This window comes from Halomarina halobia (genome assembly GCF_029338575.1).
Classification (GTDB): domain Archaea; phylum Halobacteriota; class Halobacteria; order Halobacteriales; family Haloarculaceae; genus Halomarina; species Halomarina halobia.
Genome location: NZ_CP119992.1, coordinates 2,073,214 through 2,093,453 on the forward strand (window position 1 = coordinate 2,073,214; position 20,240 = coordinate 2,093,453).

At 69.2% G+C, this 20,240-nt stretch carries 19 protein-coding genes; 12 read left to right on the forward strand and 7 right to left on the reverse strand.

The window, feature by feature from the left end; all coding sequences use genetic code 11:
* The first annotated feature begins 97 nt into the window (after nt 1-97).
* The 6 genes from P1K31_RS10995 (at nt 98) to phoU (ending at nt 6,067) form a co-directional block, all read left to right on the forward strand.
* Nucleotides 98-1,141: a PstS family phosphate ABC transporter substrate-binding protein gene (locus P1K31_RS10995; protein WP_276303375.1), complete on the forward strand. Its 1,044-nt coding sequence runs from the start codon at nt 98-100 to the stop codon at nt 1,139-1,141.
* A gap of 62 nt (nt 1,142-1,203) precedes the next feature.
* On the forward strand, nt 1,204-2,163 hold the full coding sequence (pstC, locus tag P1K31_RS11000) for a phosphate ABC transporter permease subunit PstC (RefSeq protein ID WP_276303376.1): 960 nt from the start codon (nt 1,204-1,206) through the stop codon (nt 2,161-2,163).
* Between the two features lies 1 nt (nt 2,164).
* Nucleotides 2,165-3,769: a phosphate ABC transporter permease PstA gene (pstA, locus tag P1K31_RS11005; RefSeq protein ID WP_276303377.1), complete on the forward strand. Its 1,605-nt coding sequence runs from the start codon at nt 2,165-2,167 to the stop codon at nt 3,767-3,769.
* A 17-nt stretch (nt 3,770-3,786) separates the two neighbouring features.
* Complete coding sequence (gene pstB, locus P1K31_RS11010; protein WP_276303378.1) at nt 3,787-4,674, forward strand: phosphate ABC transporter ATP-binding protein PstB; 888 nt, start codon at nt 3,787-3,789, stop codon at nt 4,672-4,674.
* Between the two features lie 6 nt (nt 4,675-4,680).
* Nucleotides 4,681-5,421 (forward strand): phosphate signaling complex PhoU family protein, encoded by a 741-nt coding sequence (locus P1K31_RS11015; RefSeq protein WP_276303379.1) that lies wholly within the window; start codon nt 4,681-4,683, stop codon nt 5,419-5,421.
* Entirely contained in the window at nt 5,390-6,067 is a 678-nt protein-coding gene (phoU, locus tag P1K31_RS11020) for a phosphate signaling complex protein PhoU (protein ID WP_276303380.1), read from the forward strand. The genes P1K31_RS11015 and phoU overlap by 32 nt, the downstream gene beginning before the upstream one ends.
* A gap of 651 nt (nt 6,068-6,718) precedes the next feature.
* Here the strand turns inward: phoU and P1K31_RS11025 are convergent.
* On the reverse strand, nt 6,719-7,903 hold the full coding sequence (locus P1K31_RS11025) for an aspartate kinase (RefSeq protein WP_276303381.1): 1,185 nt from the start codon (nt 7,901-7,903) through the stop codon (nt 6,719-6,721).
* 176 nt (nt 7,904-8,079) lie between these two features.
* Here P1K31_RS11025 and P1K31_RS11030 point away from each other — a divergent pair, with 176 nt between their 5' ends.
* Nucleotides 8,080-8,466, forward strand: a complete 387-nt coding sequence (locus P1K31_RS11030; RefSeq protein ID WP_276303382.1) for a hypothetical protein — start codon at nt 8,080-8,082, stop codon at nt 8,464-8,466.
* 307 nt (nt 8,467-8,773) lie between these two features.
* Here P1K31_RS11030 and P1K31_RS11035 read toward each other — a convergent pair whose 3' ends face one another.
* Nucleotides 8,774-9,400: a rubrerythrin family protein gene (locus P1K31_RS11035; RefSeq protein WP_276303383.1), complete on the reverse strand. Its 627-nt coding sequence runs from the start codon at nt 9,398-9,400 to the stop codon at nt 8,774-8,776.
* A gap of 82 nt (nt 9,401-9,482) precedes the next feature.
* On the opposite strand from P1K31_RS11035, the gene P1K31_RS11040 reads away from it, so the two are divergent.
* Nucleotides 9,483-9,935, forward strand: coding sequence for a DUF6789 family protein (locus tag P1K31_RS11040; RefSeq protein WP_276303384.1), 453 nt, complete (start codon nt 9,483-9,485; stop codon nt 9,933-9,935).
* A 120-nt stretch (nt 9,936-10,055) separates the two neighbouring features.
* A complete protein-coding gene (locus P1K31_RS11045) occupies nt 10,056-11,837 on the forward strand; it encodes a cbb3-type cytochrome c oxidase subunit I (RefSeq protein ID WP_276303385.1) in 1,782 nt (593 codons plus the stop codon).
* 159 nt (nt 11,838-11,996) lie between these two features.
* On the opposite strand, the gene P1K31_RS11050 is transcribed toward P1K31_RS11045, so the two are convergent.
* The gene (locus P1K31_RS11050) at nt 11,997-12,857 is read right to left on the reverse strand and encodes a sulfurtransferase (protein WP_276303386.1); all 861 of its coding nucleotides are present in this window, start codon (nt 12,855-12,857) and stop codon (nt 11,997-11,999) included.
* A 252-nt stretch (nt 12,858-13,109) separates the two neighbouring features.
* On the opposite strand from P1K31_RS11050, the gene P1K31_RS11055 reads away from it, so the two are divergent.
* The gene (locus tag P1K31_RS11055; RefSeq protein WP_276303387.1) at nt 13,110-13,946 is read left to right on the forward strand and encodes a sulfurtransferase; all 837 of its coding nucleotides are present in this window, start codon (nt 13,110-13,112) and stop codon (nt 13,944-13,946) included.
* A gap of 6 nt (nt 13,947-13,952) precedes the next feature.
* On the opposite strand, the gene P1K31_RS11060 is transcribed toward P1K31_RS11055, so the two are convergent.
* A complete protein-coding gene (locus P1K31_RS11060; RefSeq protein ID WP_276303388.1) occupies nt 13,953-14,972 on the reverse strand; it encodes an AI-2E family transporter in 1,020 nt (339 codons plus the stop codon).
* 162 nt (nt 14,973-15,134) lie between these two features.
* Between P1K31_RS11060 and P1K31_RS11065 the strand changes: the two genes are divergently transcribed.
* Nucleotides 15,135-15,677 carry a DUF1684 domain-containing protein gene (locus P1K31_RS11065; RefSeq protein ID WP_276303389.1) on the forward strand — a complete coding sequence of 181 codons (543 nt, stop codon included), beginning with the start codon at nt 15,135-15,137 and terminating at the stop codon, nt 15,675-15,677.
* A gap of 78 nt (nt 15,678-15,755) precedes the next feature.
* Here the strand turns inward: P1K31_RS11065 and P1K31_RS11070 are convergent, their stop codons facing one another.
* Nucleotides 15,756-16,436: a class I SAM-dependent methyltransferase gene (locus P1K31_RS11070; RefSeq protein ID WP_276303390.1), complete on the reverse strand. Its 681-nt coding sequence runs from the start codon at nt 16,434-16,436 to the stop codon at nt 15,756-15,758.
* A 158-nt stretch (nt 16,437-16,594) separates the two neighbouring features.
* On the opposite strand from P1K31_RS11070, the gene P1K31_RS11075 reads away from it, so the two are divergent.
* On the forward strand, nt 16,595-17,023 hold the full coding sequence (locus P1K31_RS11075) for a DUF2391 domain-containing protein (protein ID WP_276303391.1): 429 nt from the start codon (nt 16,595-16,597) through the stop codon (nt 17,021-17,023).
* A 20-nt stretch (nt 17,024-17,043) separates the two neighbouring features.
* On the opposite strand, the gene P1K31_RS11080 is transcribed toward P1K31_RS11075, so the two are convergent.
* Nucleotides 17,044-17,811, reverse strand: a complete 768-nt coding sequence (locus tag P1K31_RS11080; RefSeq protein WP_276303392.1) for a PDDEXK family nuclease — start codon at nt 17,809-17,811, stop codon at nt 17,044-17,046.
* 33 nt (nt 17,812-17,844) lie between these two features.
* Nucleotides 17,845-20,187: a DEAD/DEAH box helicase gene (locus P1K31_RS11085; protein ID WP_276303393.1), complete on the reverse strand. Its 2,343-nt coding sequence runs from the start codon at nt 20,185-20,187 to the stop codon at nt 17,845-17,847.
* Between the last annotated feature and the right edge of the window lie 53 nt (nt 20,188-20,240).

A 20,240-nucleotide genomic window follows, 5' to 3' on the forward strand; every position in this document is an offset into this window, starting at 1 on the left:
AGTTGGCTATAGCGCTATGAGAAAAAAGCAATAAATACGAATGAAATATATATCGACTTCGGAAGCTTCATATTGCGGAGGGCGAGAGGTCGATGTGATGGCAGACGACTCCATTCGCGACATCTCACGGCGGAAGTTCATCGCAGCGTCCGGGACGGTCGGTGCGCTGACGCTGGCCGGTTGTACGCAGAGCAACACCGGCAACGGCTCCGACGACGGAAACGGGAACGGCAGCGGCGACGGAAACGGCACTGGCGGCGGGAAGCTCTCGGGTACCATCGACATCGCCGGCAGTTCGACCGTCTTCCCGCTGGCGACGGCGATGTCCGAGAAGTTCCGCCAGGAGCACCCCGACGTCAAGATCAACATCGAGTCGACCGGCTCCGGCGGCGGGTTCGCGAACCACTTCTGTCCGGGCCGTACCGACTTCAACAACGCGTCGCGCCCCATCAAGAAGGAGGAGAAGGCGGCGTGCGAGGAGAACGGCGTCAACCCCGTCGAGCTGAAGGTCGCGACGGACGCGCTGACGGTCATCGTCAACAACAACGCAGACTGGGTCGACAGCATCACCGTCGAGGAGCTCAAGGAGATCTGGTCGGCCGACAGCCCGCCGAAGAAGTGGAGCGACGTCAACTCCGACTGGCCGGACCAGCCGCTCGAGCTCTACGGCCCGACCGACGCCTCCGGCACTTACGACTACTTCATCGAGGCCATCATCGGCGAGGACGGCCCCGGCCACCGGACCGACTACTCGGCGACCGAGCAGGACCGCACCATCATCCAGGGCGTGCAGAACTCCGAGAACGCCATGGGTTACCTCGGCTTCGCGTACTACAGCGAGAACACGGACGCGGTCAAGGCGCTGGGCATCGACGACGGCAGCGGCGAGCCCGTCAAGCCCTCGCTCGAGACGGCGAAGTCCGGGGAGTACACGCCGCTCGCGCGCCCGCTGTTCACCTACCCGGCGAAGGAGTCGCTCGCGGAGGAACACGTCGCGGCGTTCGCCACGTTCTGGATCGAGAACTCGACGAGCAAGGAGATCGTCGCGGACCAGGTCGGCTACGTACCCCTCGACGATAGCGAGCAGCAGGAGCAGATGGACAAGCTCCAGTCGGCCATCGACGAGGCCGGCGGCAACTGATCGCGGCGTCGCGACCAAACGAAGCGTTTTTTCGCGCTCGAGGAAACCAACAACGCAAATCAATGAGCACGGACGACCTGAAAACTGACCTCACCCGAAGGACGGAGAACTCGCCCCGGGAGCTGTTGACGCGCTCGTTCTTCTTCTTCTGCGCGGCGCTGTCGATCGCGACCACCGTCGGGATCGTGGTCCTGTTGACGACGGAGGCGGCGAAGTTCTTCAGCGTCACCGCTCCCCTCGTGGGAGTCACGGGCGAGACGGCGTCCGTCGTGGAGTTCCTGACGGGAACCGAGTGGGAGATAACCAGGGGGAAGTTCGGCGTGCTGGCGCTGGTGTCGGCGACGCTCATGATCACGCTGGGGTCGGCGGTCATCGCCATCCCGCTCGGGGTGGCGACGGCGATCTACCTGAGCGAGTACGCGAGCCCGCAGCTCCGGTCCGTGCTGAAACCGGCCCTCGAGATCCTCGCCGGGATACCGACGGTCGTCTACGGGTTCTTCGCGCTCATGTACATCACGCCCGCGCTCTCGAACGTCTTCCCCTCGATCAACTTCTTCAACCTGCTTTCGGCCAGCATCGTCGTCGGCGTCATGATCATCCCGATGGTCGCCTCGATCAGTGAGGACGCGATGAGCGCCGTCCCCGACGAACTCCGGCAGGCGGGCTACGGGATGGGCGCGACGAAGTTCGACGTCTCGACGGGTATCGTCGTCCCGGCGGCGGTGTCGGGCATCGCCTCCTCGTTCATCCTCGCGCTCTCGCGGGCGATCGGCGAGACGATGGCGGTGACCATCGCGGCGGGGTCCCAGGCGCAGTTCCTCAACCCGATCAACCCCGCCTCGTACCTCGAGGGGGCGTTGCCGATGACCGCGGCCATGGTACAGCTGCTGACCGGTGACGTCACCGGCGGCGGCCTCGCCTACCGCAGCCTGTTCGCCATCGGCCTCACGCTGTTCGTCATCACGCTCGCCATGAACGTCGTCAGCGACCTGATCGCCGTCCGCCTCAGGGAGGAGTACTGACATGGCGACCGGGACGGACGCGAACTACGCGGAGGGCTTCGGTCAGGTGAGTCGGACGGTCGGAACGATCTTCCGCTACGCGCTGCTTGCGGCGACGCTGTTCGGGATCGTCCTGCTCGGCGTCCTGCTGGTCTACGTCGCCAACGACGCCGTCCAGCCGCTGACCGCGGACCCCGGCTGGCAGCTCACCTTCCTCGTCACGCTCGTCCTCCCGACGCTCGGCGTCGGGGGGTACCTCTACTACCGCGACGCGCGGGCGTTCGCGACCGGACTCGCAGTCGTCGGCCTCCTGGTCGTCAGCCTCATGTTCGGCGGCGGTGCCGCGCTGATCTTCGTCGACATCGTCCCGCCGCTCGTCTGGTTCTCCTTCGTGATCGCGCTCGCGCTCCCGGCGGCGGTCGTCGTCCTCGTCGAACGGCTGGATCGGCGGCTTCCGTTCCTCGCGCGACTCGGCCTGACGGTCGCCGCGATCGGCGGCTCGCTGCTGGTCGTTCCGGGTCTCGTTCAGGGCCTGCCGGTCGTTCCGAGCGACGGCGCGATGCTCGCGCTCACGCTGGGCGGCCCGGCGGCGATCGTCGTCGGTAACTACTTCGCGCGGCGAAACGCCGCGCGCGCGGGGCTGATCGCCGGCGGCGCGGCGTTCCTCGCGACCGTGATCGCGCCATTCGTCGGCCCGGCGGTCGACCTCACCCCCGTCCCCGCGACGGTGCTCGCCGCCGCGGTGGTGGTACCGACGGGCGCGTACGTCGGGGACGTCGTCGTCAACCGTCCGGCCGACCGCGTCGGCCTCGTGCTGAGCGGGGTCATCGTCGGCGGCGCGCTGCTCGGCGCGGGCGTCGTCGACCTGCTCGGCTTCGCGGGACCGAACTCGTGGGTCGACTGGCAGTTCCTCACGAGCCCGCACAGCGGGACCGCGGAGGACGCGGGGTTCTACCCCGCCATCGGCGGCTCGATACTCCTGATGGTCGTCGTCGCGGTACTCTCGTTTCCCCTCGGCGTCGGCTCGGCGGTCTACCTCGAGGAGTACGCGCCAGACAACCGGTTCACCCGCCTCATCGACGTCAACATCTCGAACCTCGCGGGCGTCCCCTCCGTCGTCTACGGCCTCCTCGGGCTGGGGCTGTTCGTCACCTACCTCGGCCAGCCGACCGGGACGGCGCTGGTCGGCGGCGCGACGCTGGGGCTGCTCATCCTCCCCATCGTCATCATCTCCTCGCGGGAGGCGCTGCGGGCGGTGCCCGACGAGATGCGCCAGGCGTCCTACGGCATGGGCGCGACGCGCTGGCAGACCGTCAAGAACGTCGTGCTCCCGCGGGCGTTCCCGGGCATCCTGACGGGGACCATCCTCGCGCTCGGACGCGCCATCGGCGAGACGGCACCGCTCATCATGATCGGTGCCGCGACGGTCAACTACAGCCTCCCGACGGAACTGTCCGCGAAGGTGACCGCGATGCCGCTTCAGGTGTACGCGTGGGCGTCCCTGTTCGCCGGGCCGGACTTCTACCAGAAGGCGGTCCCCGCGGGCGTCGTGGTGCTGGTCGCCGTTCTCCTCGCGATGAACTCCATCGCCATCGTCCTGCGGAACAAGTATCAGCGTGAAAGCTAACTAGGGATCAAAGAACAATGAGCAACGAAAACACCGACGCGGAGGTCGTATCAAGCCCGAGCGAGCGGTCGAAGGACCCGACGAGCGACGACATGCTGGTCGAGACCAACGTCACCGCGGGCCTCGACGAGTCCGACCGGTCGCGGCGGGTGGACCGGACGATCGTCGAGGCGCGGAACGTCAACGTCTGGTACGACGACGACCAGGCGCTCCGGGACATCAGCATGGAGATCCCGGAGCACAAGGTCACCGCGATGATCGGCCCCTCGGGCTGTGGGAAGTCCACGTTCCTGCGCTGTATCAACCGCATGAACGACCTCATCGACGCCGCGCGCGTCGAGGGGGAGCTCTACCTCGGGGACAAGAACGTCTACGACGCCGACGTCGACCCGGTCGCGCTCCGCCGTCGCGTCGGGATGGTGTTCCAGAAGCCGAACCCCTTCCCGAAGAGCATCCGCGACAACGTCGCCTACGGCCTGAAGATCCAGGACGTCGGGGGCGACCACGACGAGATCGTCGAGCGGTCGCTCAAGCGCGCCGCGCTGTGGGACGAGGTGAAGGACCGCCTCGACGAGTCCGGCCTCGAGCTCTCCGGCGGACAACAGCAGCGCCTCTGCATCGCACGCGCGATCGCGACCGATCCAGAGGTGTTGCTGATGGACGAGCCGGCGTCGGCGCTCGACCCCGTCGCGACCAGCCAGATCGAGGACCTCATCGACGAGCTCTCCGAGGAGTACACCGTCATCATCGTCACGCACAACATGCAGCAGGCGGCCCGCATCTCCGATAAGACGGCCGTCTTCCTCACCGGCGGCGAACTCGTCGAGTTCGACGACACCCAGAAGATCTTCGAGAACCCCGAGAGCCAGCGCGTCGAGGACTACATCACCGGAAAGTTCGGGTAACGGAGGATGGCGCGCGACCGGTTCGACGACCAGCTCGGCGAGGTCGGCGAGGCCGTCGTCGACCTCGCCGAACTCGTCTGCGACCGGTTGCGGACGGCCCTCGGCGCGCTCGTCGAGGGCGACGAGCGGCGGGCCGAGCGCGTGCTCGACGGGAGTCGCGACGTCGCGGCGCGCTGTGCGGAGGTCGAATCGGCGTGCTTCAGCGCGATCGCGCTCCAGCATCCCGTCGCGGGCGATCTGCGATACCTCCTCTCCTCGTTCGCCGTCGTCGGCGAGCTCAGGCAGCTGTCAGCCCTCGCGGACCGCTTCGGACAGTACGCGCGCATCGCCGACGGGTCGCAGTTCGGCCCGGTCGACGTCCGTTCGCTGAGCGAACTCGCCGTCGGGACCGCCGAGACCGCCGTCGACGCCTACCGACGGCTCGCGGCGGCGGGCAGCCGGGAGGAGCGGGACGCCGTCGCCGACGACGACGGGCCGTGTCACGGGACGGTGCTGCGCCGGGAACGCCTCGGCCGGTTCTGCGGGAACGCGAGCGAGGGGCTCGTGCTGTGGCTCGCGGATCCCGAGAACGCGCCGGCCGACGCGGACGAGATGGCCGTCCGCCTCGCGGCCGTGCTCGCGGTGCGCGACCTCAGGCGCGTCGGCATCCGCGCCGTTAACATCGCGGGGCGAGTACTCCACGCCGCGACCAACGACGACGGGTTGATCAACCGATATGACACCAGACGGTCTCCGGAGCGAGCTTGATCGGCTCGCGGCCGAGGTCGAGGAGATGGCCGACCTCGTCTGCGACCGCCTCCGACTCGCGCTCGACGCGCTCGTCGAGGGCGACGAGCGGGGCGCGCGCGTCGTCCTCAACGGGGACGGCGTGGTGAACCGGCAGTACCTCGACATCGAGCGCGCGTGTACCGACCTCGTCGCGCTCCGACAGCCGGTCGCGGGCGACCTCCGCTTCGTGGTCGCCTCGTTCAAGATCATCACCGACCTCGAGCGCATCGCCGACCTCGCCGTGAACCTCGCGAGCTACGCGCTCTCCGCGGACCGCGAGGTGCTCCCCGAGGTGAACCTGGGCGACATCGGCGCGCTCGCGATCCGAATGGTCGAGGACGCCGTCGACGCCTACGTCCGGCGCGACGACGGGTGGCTCTGTCACGAGGTGGCCGACCGCGACAACGAACTCGACGCGCTCTGCGCACACGCGAGCAACGTCGTCGTCCGGACGCTCATCGAGCACGAACTCGACGACGACGACCTCGACGCGGACGCGCTCGCCGACGACGTCTCCGTCCTCTTTCTCACCCTGCGCGACCTCGAACGCGTCGGCGACCACGCCGTCAACGTCGCCGCGCGCACCCTCTACATGGCGACGGGGAGCGACGAACTGATCTATTAAAATCCACCTTTTACCGCGCGGTAAAATCTGGGTCAAAACCCTCGTCGCTCCCGATGGTCGCTCCTCGGTCCGCTCGCTCACTGCGTCCGCTCGCGGTACGGCGCGCTGGCGTAGACGATACCGCTCGAACTCGTCCGTCTCCCCGTAGCTTTATATCCGAGAGCGGGACCAGCGTCCGTGTGACCTGACTTCGGTCGCGGGGCGCTCGCGGTTGCGCGACGCCACGCCCCGCGAGTAGTGTCGCGGCGTCGCCTGTCCGCCCCCGTTTTGCCGCGGTCGCTCGCTGCGCTCGCCCCCTGGTAAAAGCTGGACCAAAACCACGCCTCACCCCCTCGCTTCGCTCGAGGGGTTCGGCGCGTCCGCTCGCTCGTTGCACTCGCTCGCGGTACGGTGGCTCGCGCCGCGTGGAAGGACGAGAGCACCGTCTAGGGCAACGTCGCCGTGCGAGCATCCGCTACGCCACACGGCCGCGTACCAATCGCTCAATAGTCGGACGGAGACCTCTTAGCGAGATATTTGTGCTCGAAGCGAAGAGAGTCAACCGGCGCGTGAGCCCCCGACGGCCCGAACGACCGTTCACCGTGTGTGTCATTCCCTCCTCATCGGGCCGGCGCGCCTTCCCCCCCTTCCCTTCCCGTTTCGGCGGGAGGACTACTGCATGAACTCGTCCTGGATGATGCGGAGCGTCTCCTCGCGGTCGTTCCAGTGGACGAACAGCGCGACGCTCGTGGCGCTCGTGATGACGTCGTGGATGTTGATGTGCGCGTCCGCGAGCGGATCGACGATGTGGCGGACGACGCCCGGCCGGTTGGGGAGTTCGCCGCCGGTGACGCGCACGACGGCGACGTTGTGGTCGACGGTGACGCTGGAGAGCGTCTCGTCGGCGACGACCTCCTCGTGGAGGACCGTCTCGGCCTCCTCGGCCACGCCGCTGTCGACGTAGTAGGTGATCGAGTCCATGCCGCTCGCGACCGCGTCCACGTTGATGCCCGCCTCGAACAGCGCCGTCGAGAGGCGCGCGAGGACGCCCGGCTTGTTGCGCATCGCCCGGCCCGCGACCGTGAGGCAGGCGAGCGGATCGTCCCGGAGGTCGATGAGGTTCTCGAACTGGCCCTCGATGCTCGTGCCGCCGCCGAGCAGGTCGCCGTGCTGGTAGTGGACGACGCGAACGTCGAGGTCGCTGGTCTTGTAGCTGAGCGCGCTCGGCGCGACCACCTCCGCGCCGCGGAACGAGAGGTTTCGCAGTTCGTCCACCGTGATCTTCCCGACGTTGCGCGCGCCCTCGACCACCGAGGGATCGCCGGTCATGACGCCCTCGACGTCGGTGACGATGACCACCTCGTCCGCGTCCATGTACTTCCCGAGCATGACCGCCGTCGTGTCGGAGCCGCCGCGCCCGAGCGTGGTGACGTTGCCCGCGTGATCCTGCGCCAGGAAGCCCGTGATGACGGGGACGACCTCGCCGAGTCGATCCGCGAGCGCCTTCGCGCGGCGCTGGGTCTCCTCGACGTCGACCTCCCCGCGGGCGTTCGTGACGACCGGCCAGAGGTCGCCGCCAGGTTCGAGGAAGACCGCCTCGACCCCGCGGGCGGCGAGAGCCGCCTTGAGCATGCGTACGGAGGTGCGCTCGCCCATGCTCACGATCTCGGCGCGGTCCGCCTCCCCGATCTCGAACGTGATGGAGTCGAGCAGGTCGTCGGTCGTGCTTCCCATCGCGCTGGCGACGACCGCCACCTCGTGGCCGGTCTCGACGGCCGCCGCGATGGAGTCCGCGGCCCGGTTGACCCGGTCGCCGTTGCCCAGGCTCGTCCCGCCGAACTTCGCTACGACGCGCACGCCACCACCTCACAGCACCGATGCGTGTAACTCATTGCCGAGGCAGTAGCTCTCCGCGGGGTATAAACTGCCGGTATACACCGAAGCCTTGCCGGTCCCCGATATCCGGAGACGGCAGTGGGACGCGACGACCGCGAGACCGGGGGTTTATCGTCGTGCAGTGTGGTAGCACGAGCATGGACGTGCGGGACGCGGTCGAGGCCGACGCCGAACGCCTCGCCGAACTCACCGAGTCGCCGGAGGACGTGATGCGAAACCTCGTGCACGACCGAACCGTCCGCGTCGGCGTCGTCGACGCCGACATCGTCGGCTTCGTCAGCTTCGACGCCCAGCGCGACACCGTCTACGTGACTCAGCTGGAGGGGCCGTCGGAGGCCCGCGAGCGACTGCTCGAAGAGCCAATCCGCTTCGCCCGGAACGAGTCCATGCAGGCCGAACTGCTCGTCTCCGCGGGCGACGAGCCGACGAGGGAGATCGCCCGCGACGCGGCGTTCGTCGAGGCGGGCAACGGGCCGCGCTTCGAGGGCACCGAGACGGTGCGCTACCGCTGGACGCCGTCGTAGAGCGCGACGAGGAGCCGGTGGACGTGATCGTCCGTAGACGGCGCTCGCCGGACGCCTCCCTTCGAACGAAAGCACGAGGAGCGGATGGACGAGCGCTTGCCAGAAGCTTCGGGAGCACGCACCGATCTCGATGGCGGAACCCACGTTTCCATCGCCAGCACGAGCAGTCGCACCGCGAGCGACCACAGGGAGCGGGCCAAGGCGCGACCGAAGGGAGCACCGCAGGCTTTTGGTCCAGCTTTTGCCAGGGAGTCACGGGCGACCGCGAAGCGTGTCGCCCGACACGACCGCAGCAAAATCCGGTGGTTCAGCAGACGGGTTTCGGGTTCACGCCCATCTCCTCCAGCCGCTCGGTGTACTCCTCGTAGGCCGCCTGGATCGCGCCGCTCGCGGCGTCGAGCGCGCGGTCCCAGTCCTCCTCGCTCTCGCAGAGCGAGTCGAGCAGCGAGACGCCGCGCTCCAGCTGGGCGTCGAGGTCCCCGCCCATCTCGCGGAAGGTCTGGCTCGACCTGGGGTCCGCCTGCCCGACGAAGAAGCCGACCAGTTGCTCCTTTGACTTCTCGGCAGCGAGGGTGCGCCCGACGAATCCGCCCGCACGGTCGAGCGTGTCGTCGAGGTCGCGCAGGTACGCCTGGATGGCGGGCGTCTCCTCGAGGTCTGGCTCCGCCTCTAACTTCGCGCGGACCGTCTCGTAGTGCTCGCGCTCCTCCTCGGCGGTCTCGCGGAAGACCGCCGCCGCCTCGCCGTCCTCCTCGGCGGCCCACGCCTCGAACGTCTCCCGCGCCGCGTGCTCGGCGGTGGCGGCGGCCCGCAGGACGGGTTCGGTGTCGATGTCGCCCATCGTGTCGGCGTAGAGCGCCTTCGACGAGCCGAGACGGGAGAGTGCGGTGCGATTGTCGGTCCGAACGCGGTCGAGGAAGTCCTCGGCGGTCATACGCGGGCGTAGGGTGGGCGGGGGCTTGTACCCACCGTCGGGAGGCAAACCTTTCTGTCCCCTCGGCGTTGAGCTATTCGAAATGGAGACGAACCGGGTGACCAGCGCGATCGCCGGAGGTATCGCGGGGACGGCGGTCCTCACGCTCCTGTTGATCCTCCTCGAGGTGCAGACGCGAGAGCAGATCCGGGCGTTCGACGTCATCGCGCGATTCGTCGGAACGCCGGGGGACACGACGGTCGGGTTCGTGCTGTTCGCCGTCGCGGGCGTCGTCGCGTGGCCGCTGCTGTTCGTTGCGCTGCGCGACTACATCCCGCGCGGTCCCGACCCCGCCACCCAGGGGGCGATCTTCGCCGTCGTGCTGTGGGTCGCGTTCGCCATCACCGGACGGGGCACCCTCTCGGGGCCGATCCTCATCCTCTACACGGCCTACACGTTCTTCGCGCACCTCGCCTACGGGTTCACCCTCGGCATGGTCTACGGGCACTTCCGCGAGGGATCGCAGGTCCCACAGGAGTACTACGCGGGGCAGTGACGTCGGGCGACGAACACCCCGACTGGACGAGCGATCCGGCGGCCTCGAGGCCGCCGCCTTAACGTATTTGCCGCCGGAGGTTCAACGTGAACCACGGGTCCCCGGTGACTCTACGTACCAATGGTATCCATCGATTCCGTCCCCGGAGTGGTACTCGGCGTCGTGCTACTTGCCGTGCTCGCGCTCGTCGGCGTCGTGCGTCGACGCCGCGCGATGGCCGACGGCGGCTATCCCACCTCCGGCGAGACGGTGACGGAGACTGAAAAGCCGTTCGGCCTCGTCCGCTGGTTCACGACGGTCGATCACAAGGACATCGGTATACTGTACATCATCTTCGGCCTCGTGGCCGCCCTCTGGGGCGGGACCGACGCCATGATGCTCCGCACGGAGCTGATCACCCCGGGCACGACCATCTGGGGGACCGAGACGTACAACGGGCTGTTCACCACCCACGGTATCACGATGATCTTCCTGTTCGCGCTGCCCGTCTTCTTCGGCATCGCGAACTACTTCCTCCCGATCCTCATCGGCGCGGACGACATGTCGTTCCCGCGCATCAACGCCATCGCCTTCTGGCTGCTCCCCCCGGCGCTGGTGCTGATCCGCGGCGGGCTCATCACCGAGGTCCTCGGGAAGCTCCTCAGGCCCCTCGGATTGACCGCGCTGACCGCGCCGCTGTTCGCGCTCACGCCCATCGACATCAGCTGGACGATGTACGCGCCGCTCTCGAGCACGATCGCGAACCCGCAGGTCGACCTCGCGCTGCTCGGGCTGCACCTGAGCGGGGTCGCGACGACCATGGGCGCGATCAACTTCATCGTCACCATCTTCGCCGAGCGGGACGAGGAGGTCACCTGGGCGACGCTCGACATCTTCAGCTGGACGATGCTCACCACGTCGGCCATCGCCCTGTTCGCGTTCCCCCTGCTCGGGAGCGCGCTCATCATGCTGTTTCTCGACCGGAACTTCGGGACCGCGTTCTTCGCGGTCGACGGCGGCGGCCCCCTGCTCTGGCAGCACCTGTTCTGGTTCTGGGGGCACCCCGAGGTGTACATCCTCGTCCTCCCGGCGTTCGGGCTGGTGAGCCTCATCCTCCCGAAGTTCTCCGGGCGGAAGCTCTTCGGGTTCAAGTTCATCGTCTACTCGACGCTCGCCATCGGCGTCCTCAGCTTCGGCGTCTGGGCCCACCACATGTTCACGACCGGAATCGATCCCCGCGTGCGGGCGTCGTTCATGGCCGTCTCCATCGCCATCGCCATCCCGAGCGCAGTGAAGACGTTCAACTGGATGACGACGATGTGGAGCGGCCGCATCCGGCTGACCGCCCCGATGATCCTCCTGATCGGCAGCATCGGCACGTTCATCGTCGGCGGGGTGACAGGCGTGTTCCTCGCCTCGATCCCCGTCGACCTGGTCCTGCACGACACCCACTACGTCGTGGGGCACTTCCACCTCATCATCATGGGCGTCATCGCGATGTCCATGGTCGCGGCGAGCTACTACTGGTTCCCGATCCTCACCCGGCGGATGTACGACCAGCGCCTCGCGCGGGTGCAGGCCGTGCTGCTCATCGTCGGCGTGATCGTCACCTTCAACGCCCTGCTGATCCTCGGCTACCTCGGTCTCCCGCGCCGGTACGCCTACTACCCCGCCGAATTCACGCTGCTCAACCAGATCGCCACCGTCGGCGCGTACGTCATCGGCGTCAGCGTCTTCCTCTGGATCGTCAACATGATCCAGTCGCTGCGCACCGGCCCGCTAGTGATGGACGCCGACGTGTGGAACCTGAAGGAGACGGGGCAGTTCACCCGCGAGTGGCAGTGGTTCGAGGAGCGACTCAGGGAGCGCCGGGGCTTCGAACGCGGCGAGCTCTCCGCCCCGGATACCGGGGACGAGGACTGACCGGCGGGCGTCCGCTCGGGGTCGCCGCGTTCGTCCGTTGAGCGAGTACGCGAAGCGGGCGCTCCGGGCCTCGGAAAGGTGAAAATACGGCGGTCGGCCCGGCTTCCGTCGCCGGTTACGCGGCTCGCCCGCGCTCGCCGCTCCGCGGCGAGGCCGCGTTCACTCGCCGTCGCCGGTCTCGATGGGGGCGTTGACGAGGTTGCCCCACTCGGTCCACGAGCCGTCGTAGTTGGTGACGTTGTCGTAGCCGAGCAGTTCGTGGAGCGCGAACCACGCGATGGACGAGCGCTCGCCGATGCGGCAGTAGGCGATGACGTCCTGGTTGTCGTCGACGCCCTGGGACTCGTAGAGTTCGCGCAGTTCGTCGGCGGACTTGAACGTGCCGTCGTCGTTGACCGTCGCGGCCCACGAGATGTTGCGGGCACCGGGGACGTGACCGCCGCGCTGGGCGGTCTCCTGCAGGCCCGGCGGGGCGAGGATCTCGCCGCTGAACTCCTCGGGCGAGCGGACGTCGACGAGCGGCAGGCCCTTGTCGATGGCCTTCTCCACGTCGTCGCGGTACGCGCGGATGGACTCGTACGGGCCGCGGGCGGTGTACTCGACCTCGGAGAACGCGGGTACCTCCTCGGTGAGCGGGTAGTCGTTGTCGAGCCAGTAGTCGCGGCCGCCGTTCATCAGGCGGACGTCCTCGTGGCCGTAGTACTTGAACTGCCAGTAGGTGTAGGCGGCGAACCAGTTCGAGTTGTCGCCGTAGAGGACGACCGTGGAGTCGTTCGAGATGCCGTGGCTCCCCAGCAAGTCCTCGAAGTCGTCCTTATCGAGGATGTCGCGCGTCGTCTGGTCCTGCAACTGGGTCTCCCAGTTGAACCCGATCGCGCCGGGGGCGTGGCCCTCGTCGTAGGCCTCGGTGTCCACGTCGACCTCGACCAGTCGGTACTCGGGATCGTCGCTCTGGAATTCGTCGAGGTGCTCCTCCACCCAGTCGGCGGAGACGAGCACGTCCTTCGCGTAGTCGCTCATAATCCAACGGAAGCTAACGGTACCAAGCGTATATCGGTATTACTGCCGGTAGGTTCCGCCGCACGTTTTCCCTCGAGGAATATGTTGCCGCTACATCGCCGGCCGGCGGAACGCGAGGGCGAACGAGACGTGCAGGGGGACGTATCGAGACTCGGACCTGTCGTGAGACGTGAAGCGATGCGGTAAGGGTTGCCCGTATCTCCGATCGTCCCGCGTGTGCAAGGTTGAAGTGTCGGAACCCGTATCGCCGGTATGGACATCGTCGTGGACACGGAGTGGGTCGCGGAGCGACTCGGGGCGGACGACGTTCGGATCGTCGACGTGCGCGATGCGTGGGAGTACGACGGCATCGGCCACCTCCCCGGCGCGGTGAACGTACCGTTCGACGCCTTTCGATCCGAAACGCACGCGTCCCAGCGCGACGCGGAGCGGGAGGGCGGGGAGCGGGGCGACCCGCGGGACGAGGGCGAGGCGGGGATGCTCCCCGGCGCGAACGTCTTCGCCGATCTGATGGGCGCGGCGGGCGTCGCGAGCGACGATCACGTCGTCGCCTACGACGACACCCACGGCGTCTTCGCGGCGCGACTGCTCGTCACCTGCGAGCTCTACGGCCACTCGACGGAGCGTCTTCACCTGCTGAACGGCGACTACAGCGCCTGGAGCCGTGAGCGCGAGGTGAGCCGCGAGGCCCCCGAGGTGGCGGCGGCGACCTACGACGCGGCGTTCGTCGAGGAGGGGCCGCTCGTCGGCGTCGAGGCCGTCGAGGCGGCCATCGACGATCCGGACTCGGTCGTCGTCGACACGCGCGAGGAGTGGGAGTTCGAGGAGGGGCACATCCCGAGCGCGGTACGCCTCGACTGGCTCGAACTCGTCGACGAGGAGTCCCGCGGGATCAGGCCCGACGACGAACTGCGCGCGCTCCTCCGCGACCGGGGGATCACGCCCGACAGGCGGGTCGTCCTCTACTGCAACACCGCCCGACGGATCAGCCACACGTACGTCGTGCTCCGGCACCTCGGCTACGAGGACCTCGCGTTCTACGAGGGGAGCCTCACCGAGTGGGAGCGGGAGGGTCGGGAGCTCGCCTGATTCCGCTCAGCCGTCCAGCGCGGCGTCGAGGCGCGCCTGCAGGTCGTCGTCCCGCGAGAGGATCTCCACCATCTCGACGACGAGCGCGACGACCAGCGGCCCCGCGATGACGCCGATCGTGCCGACGGTGAGGATCCCCCCGACGAACCCGATGAAGTAGAGGCTCGTCGGGAGGTCGGCCGCCCACGAGGCGAGTCGCGGGCGGATGATCGCGTCGGGCGCGGCCCCGATGACCACCGCACCGATCACCGCGACGAGGATCGCGCGGGTCGTGTTGCCCACGACGAGGTCGACGAGGGCGAGCGCGCCCACGAGCACGCCCGGCCCGACCACGGGAATGAACTGGAGCAGGCCGGCGATCACCGCGAGCGTGAACACCGAGTCGTAGCCGAGCGCGGAGAAGACGACGAGCGCGACGAGGAACGTCCCGAACGCCGTCGCCGCCTGGAGGACGTAGATGCCGTAGAGCGTCTGGCGGACCCGGTCGTTGAGCGCGACGAGCACGTCGTGGTACTCCCCCGGGACGAGGCTGAACAGCGCCCGGCCGGCGGAGTTCGGCCGGAGCAGGAGGCCGAACAGCAGGATGGCGAACAGGAAGAGCTTCAGCACGAGCACGGGCACCGCGGCGGCGACGTCCGCCGCCACCGCCTGGAGGGCGTCGATGGCCTGGGCCTGGGCCGGCGCGGTCTCGATGACGTACCTCGCTCCCCCGAGCGGCACGGCGATCCGCTCTGGGATGGCCTCGATGAGCGACTCGACCGAGCCCCGGCGCTGGTAGACGACGAAGCCGAGCACCGCGAAGATCCCGAGGACGGCGACGAACGCGCCCGTGGAGACGACGGCCGCCGCGATCCGGCGCGAGGCCCCCCGCTCCACGAGGTAGTTCCGGAGGGGTACGAGCACGTAGGCCACGGTGACGGCGAAGAAGACCGTCCCGAGCACCTCGAAGAGCACGACCGCGGCGAGGACGGCGAACGCGAGGAGGACGCCGGCGAGGACCGCCCGCCGGTGGCGTACCTGATCCATACTCCGTCGTTCTCCGCACGCCGGCTTATAGCCACGTGAGCGGTGGCCCGTGGACGTACACCGCCGGCCGTACCCGGCTAGCGAGACGCGGTATCCGGGGGGCGCATCTCCGACACCGGCGTACGGGCGGCAGTATTAGACCCCTCGGCGCGAAGCCCCGTCGTGACCGACGACTTCGACACCGGGCGCTGGCGCGGGGAACTGCTCGCGCTCCGCGACGAGAAGGATGAGTTCTTCGCCGAACACCCCCAGTCGCCGATCCCGCCCGACGAGCGTGGGGACTTCGACGGCCTGGCGTACTTCGAACCGGACCCCGCGTACCGCGTCGAGGCGCGCGTCGAGCGCCACGACGACCCCGACCCCGTGGTGATGGAGACGACCGCCGGCCCCGAGGTGCGCTACGAGCGCGTCGCCACGCTGCGCTTCGAGGTGCGCGGGACGGAGCAGACCCTCGGCGCGTACCGGCAGGATTCGGAGGAAGGGCTGTTCGTCCCCTTCCGCGACAAGACGACGGGACAGGAGAGCTACCACCAGGGGCGCTACATGGAGATAGACGTGGAGGGCGACCTCCCGAGGAGGCTCCCGCTCGACTTCAACCTCGCATACAACCCGTTCTGTGCCTACTCCGAGACGTTCTCCTGTCCGCTTCCGCCCGAGGAGAACTGGCAGGACGTGACGGTGGAGGCGGGAGAGCGGGCGTACTAGCTCCTCACGACTCGGACCGCCGTCGGGATCGCCCCCGCAGTTTCCCGAACTCGTCGCCGGGCGGCCCGACGACCGACGCTACGGCACGACCCCGACCGTCAGGAGCGTCCCGTAGACCCGGTAGCGCTCGACCATCTCCTCGCGCGTCTCCCAGCCCTCGTGGGGGAACTCGCTCGCGGGGGGAATCTCCGTCTCCTCGTCGGGGATGGTGTCCTGCTCGGCGACGTGGAACCCGGCCTCCCGGAACGCCTCGCGGTACTCGGCGCGCGACCAGCGGGTCATCTCCACGTCGATGTCCTCCTGCCACCCGTGGGAGTGGACGTTCTCCTCGTAGTAGTTCACCGCGCAGAAGAACGTGCCGCCGGGGCGCAGGACGCGCCGAAGTTCCGCCAGGGTGCGGTGCGGCTCCCGCGCGTAGTAGAACGCCTCCATGCTCCAGGCGTGGTCGAGACTGCCGTCCGCGAACGGCAGGGCGTCGAAGTCCCCTACGACGTACCCCACCTCGGGGTCGTCGGTGTACGAGCGGGCGTTGCGGGCCATCTCCGGCGCGCCGTCGAGCCCGTAGACCCGGCCCGCGTCCGTCGTCTCGCGGAGCGCGCGCGCGGCGTAGCCGCTCCCGGTGCCGAGGTCGAGGACCGCATCGCCCGCCTCGATCGGCACGCGCGCGAGGGCGTGCTTGGCCGTGTGCCAGTGTCGTCGCTCCATCCCCCTGTCGCGGCCCTCGGCGGCCCACGCGTCGAACTCCCGTCGAACGCTCATGGAGGACGGGAGGGAGTGCCGCCGCAAATGCGCCCCGGTTCCCCGCGGAGTACGCCGTCGGCCGGGGTCCCGTCGAACGGGGTCGCCGGACCGGGTCGGCGGGATCGTTCGAGAGCGGACAACCGACAGTATATATCCGACACGGAACTGGTGGGGACATGGTCGGACCCGCGCGGCGGTTCAAGACCGCGGACATCGCTCAGCAGCTGGTCGGCGGCTTCCTCCTCGCCGGGCCCTTCGTCGTCACCGAGGAGGTGTGGGTGCTCGCCCGGAGCATGAGTGTCTTCCAGGGAGTGCTGACGGCGGCCATCGTCGGCGGCATCGGGTACGGCGCGCTCTACAAGGCCGACGACCGCGACCCCGACCGCGAGGTCGACATCGGCGGCGTCCCGGTCCGCTTCCTCTCGCTCATGGCCGTCTCGTTCGGGGCGGTGCTGCTGCTGGCGCTCGCGTTCGACGCGCCCACGACGTTCCTGAGCGGCCTCGGCGTCGAGCGGGCGCGCTGGCCGTTCGTCACCGCCAAGGCCGTCTCCGTCGGCGCGGTCTTCAGCGTCGTCGGGGCGGCGACCGCCGACTCCGTCTTCTGACTGCGGGCCGTCGATTCCGCTCAGGGACCGGTGATGGTCTCCCCCGCGGTCGGGCGGTCGCACGTCGCGTCGAGACAGCGCACGCCCGAAGCCGTGCGGAACGTCGGCAGCCCGCAGTCGCACGTGCCGCGGACGACGCCGTCGGGGACGACGAACGCCGTCTCGCAGTCGGGGTAGGCGTCACATCCGGCGAGCAGGCCGTTCCGGCGGAGGATCCGCAGATCTGACCCGCAGTCGGGGCACGTCCACTCGCGGTCGAACGCCGCCCGGACGGCGTCGTCGAGCGACTCGCAGGCGCGGTCGAGACACACCTCGAAGGTCGCGCCGCGCTCGACCCGGATGCGCGGGAGGCCGCAGTCGCACGTCTCGCCCCCGTCGAGCACCGTCGCGCCGGAAGGGAGGCCGTATCGCGCGCCTGAGTCGGGGTTCACGACCGCGCCGCGCGCGCGGACGAGCGGCCCGCCGTCGGGGGCGGTGCCCACCGGAACGCCCGCGGGGCTCGCCGGGACGGTCACGTCGGCGGACGCCTCGTGGACCGTCACCCGGAGGAACTGGTCGCCGTCGCGCGCCTCGACCGTGACGGGGTCGTTCGTCACGCTACGCGCCTCGGGGCGGGTGAGCCACGCCACGGGCTGGTAGCCGTCGGCGTCGTGGACGAGGACGGTGCCGTCGGGCTTGAGGAGACAGACGACGCGCCCGCGCAGGACCTGTTCACGGGTGCCGTCGAACTCGGTGGTGCAGTCGCCGGCGATCACGCGAACGGCGGATCCGGGGTCGGTGGGTCGCATGGGGACGCTGGCCCCGTTCTCGTACAAAAATCCTCACTCCACGCGCACGGTCCGCGACTCGCGCACGGGCACGAGCGGAAGCTCCGGGAAGGTGACGGCGATCTCGTACTCCATCTCCTCGGCGCTGCCGCCGAAGACGCCGACGGGGACGGTCGTCTCGCCGAGGTACGCGGTCGAATCGGTCATCGGGACGCCGTTGACCGTCACCGCGACGCCCGCGCGAGCGCCGCCGGCCGTCGAGCGGACGCGCACCTCGCGCATGTCGTTTCGCCCGCGGGCGATCCGCTCGGGGAAGTCGCCCCACTCGACCTCGACGGCGGGGAGGCTCCGGGCGCTCTCGACGACGCGCTCCGCGACGCCCTGCGTGAGCCCGGCGTCGACGAGCGCATCGACGCCCGCCCCGACCACGTCCGCGGGGGTGGTGAGCCCCTCGCTGGCGAGCTTCTTCGCCCGGCCGGACCCCACGCCGTCGATGGCCGTCAGGCCGACGGCGTCCGCGCTGATGGCGTTCTCGACGCGCGCCTCGACGCGGCAGGCGAGGTTGGCGTCGGCGGGGCCGCCGAAGCGTTCGAGGAACGCCCGCAGGGCGGCGAGCAGGCGCAGGGCGTTCTGGCGGATGACCCACGCGTCGCTCTGGAGCTCGCCGGGGGTCGTCCCGGCCATGCTCGATCTGAGGATGGCGAGCACCTTCCGGTGGCTCGCGTCGTCCACGTCCGCCGCCCGCCCGGTGAGTACGGCGTTCACGGCGTCGCGCTCCGACTGGCGGCAGCTGACGCTGTCGAACTCGGCGGCGCGCGCGACGGCGGTCAGCACGTCCATCTCGGCGAGCTCCCCCCGCTCCGCGAGGGCGGCGAAGCGCTCCGCGGTTTCGAGCCGGAGGTAGTACCGCGAGGCGAGTCTGCCGAGGGCGGTCCCCTCGACGCGGAGGTCGGCGTCCGTCTCGACGAATCCCCCCTCCACGAGCGCGGAGAGCGTCCCGCGGACGCGCTCGCGCAGGCGGCCGCCGAAGTCGTAGCGGTCGGTGGCGCTCCGCGCGCGCGTGGCGTAGAAGGTGGTGTCGAGCCAGTCCATCACGTCGTCGAGGTCGTCGATGGTCCCGAGGGCGATCTCGGCGTTGAGGTGGGCGTCCAGGTCCTCCGCGAGGCGGGACTCGATCTCCGTCCCCTCCTCGAGGAGTCGGCGGTACCTGTCGGCGTCCGCGGCGTCGCAGATCACCCAGGCGTAGCCCGCGTCGTCGTAGCCCGGCCGCCCGGCCCGCCCGAGCATCTGGAGCACGTCGAGGGGGCTCATGTCCACCTCGCCCTCGAGCGGGTCGTGGAGCTTCGTGTCCCGGATGACGACGCAGCGGGCGGGGAGGTTCACGCCCCAGGCGAGCGTCGAGGTCGAGAAGAGGAGCTGGATGTCGCCGCGGCGGAACCACGCCTCGACGCGCGCCTTGTCCTCGCGGGAGAGCCCGGCGTGGTGGAAGCCGACGCCGTCGAGGACCGACTGGCGGAGCGTCTTGTTCTGCAGTTCCTTCGCCTCGGTGTGGAAGTCGTAGTCGCCGCGCGCGCCCATCGGGACGTCCCGGCCGGCGAGTTCGTCGCGGGCCTTCTCCGCGGCGCGGACGGTGTCCTGACGGGAGGCGACGAACACCAGCGCCTGGCCGCCGTCGCGGACGTGCGGCTCCGCGAGGTCGAGCGCGCGGTAGAGCCGCCGGTACTTGTCGGCGAAGGGGTTGTCGCCGTGGGTGTAGGTGCGGACCCCCGCCTCCAGCGGGACCGGGCGGTAGCCGTCGTCGAATTCGAAGGTCGTCTCCGGGACGGCGTCGAGCCACGCCGCCACGTCGTCCACGTTTGGCATCGTCGCGGAGAGGGCGACGATCCGCGGGTCGCAGATGCGCCGCAGGCGCGAGACGGTCACCTCGAGGACGGACCCCCGCCGGTCGGAGTCGAGCAGGTGGACCTCGTCGATGACGCAGCAGTCGACGCTCCGGACGAAGCCGTACCGGGAGGACTCGTGTTTTCGCGTGGCCGAGTCGGCCTTCTCGGGGGTCATCACGAGGATGTCGGCGCGCTCCGCCCGGCGGGAGTTCAGCTCCCGCTCGCCGGTGACGACGTACACCGAGTAGCCGAGGGCCTCGAAGCGCTCCCACTCGCTCTCCTTCTCGTTGGTCAGCGCGCGGAGCGGGGCGAGAAAGAGGGCGGTGCCGCCTCGCTCCAGGGTCTTGCAGATGGCGAGTTCCGCGAGGGCGGTCTTGCCGCTGGCGGTTGGCGCGCTGACGACGACGTTCTCGTCGCGCTCGAGGATCGCGGGGAGCGCCTCCGACTGCATTCGGTTGAACGACTCGAACGGAAAGGCGTCGGCGAACTGCGGGAGGCGCTCGGTAACGTTCACAGGAGATGGGAGGTGCGAGCGATGAAAGGGGTTTCTCTCCGCGCCGGGCGGAC

Coding starts and splice junctions, on each gene's coding strand:
- P1K31_RS10995 (WP_276303375.1), top strand. CDS start 98: ATGGCAGACGACTCCATTCGCGACATCTCACGGCGGAAGTTCATCGCA.
- pstC (WP_276303376.1), top strand. CDS start 1,204: ATGAGCACGGACGACCTGAAAACTGACCTCACCCGAAGGACGGAGAAC.
- pstA (WP_276303377.1), top strand. CDS start 2,165: ATGGCGACCGGGACGGACGCGAACTACGCGGAGGGCTTCGGTCAGGTG.
- pstB (WP_276303378.1), top strand. CDS start 3,787: ATGAGCAACGAAAACACCGACGCGGAGGTCGTATCAAGCCCGAGCGAG.
- P1K31_RS11015 (WP_276303379.1), top strand. CDS start 4,681: ATGGCGCGCGACCGGTTCGACGACCAGCTCGGCGAGGTCGGCGAGGCC.
- phoU (WP_276303380.1), top strand. CDS start 5,390: ATGACACCAGACGGTCTCCGGAGCGAGCTTGATCGGCTCGCGGCCGAG.
- P1K31_RS11030 (WP_276303382.1), top strand. CDS start 8,080: ATGGACGTGCGGGACGCGGTCGAGGCCGACGCCGAACGCCTCGCCGAA.
- P1K31_RS11035 (WP_276303383.1), bottom strand. CDS start 9,400: ATGACCGCCGAGGACTTCCTCGACCGCGTTCGGACCGACAATCGCACC.
- P1K31_RS11040 (WP_276303384.1), top strand. CDS start 9,483: ATGGAGACGAACCGGGTGACCAGCGCGATCGCCGGAGGTATCGCGGGG.
- P1K31_RS11045 (WP_276303385.1), top strand. CDS start 10,056: ATGGTATCCATCGATTCCGTCCCCGGAGTGGTACTCGGCGTCGTGCTA.
- P1K31_RS11050 (WP_276303386.1), bottom strand. CDS start 12,857: ATGAGCGACTACGCGAAGGACGTGCTCGTCTCCGCCGACTGGGTGGAG.
- P1K31_RS11055 (WP_276303387.1), top strand. CDS start 13,110: ATGGACATCGTCGTGGACACGGAGTGGGTCGCGGAGCGACTCGGGGCG.
- P1K31_RS11060 (WP_276303388.1), bottom strand. CDS start 14,972: ATGGATCAGGTACGCCACCGGCGGGCGGTCCTCGCCGGCGTCCTCCTC.
- P1K31_RS11070 (WP_276303390.1), bottom strand. CDS start 16,436: ATGAGCGTTCGACGGGAGTTCGACGCGTGGGCCGCCGAGGGCCGCGAC.
- P1K31_RS11075 (WP_276303391.1), top strand. CDS start 16,595: ATGGTCGGACCCGCGCGGCGGTTCAAGACCGCGGACATCGCTCAGCAG.
- P1K31_RS11080 (WP_276303392.1), bottom strand. CDS start 17,811: ATGCGACCCACCGACCCCGGATCCGCCGTTCGCGTGATCGCCGGCGAC.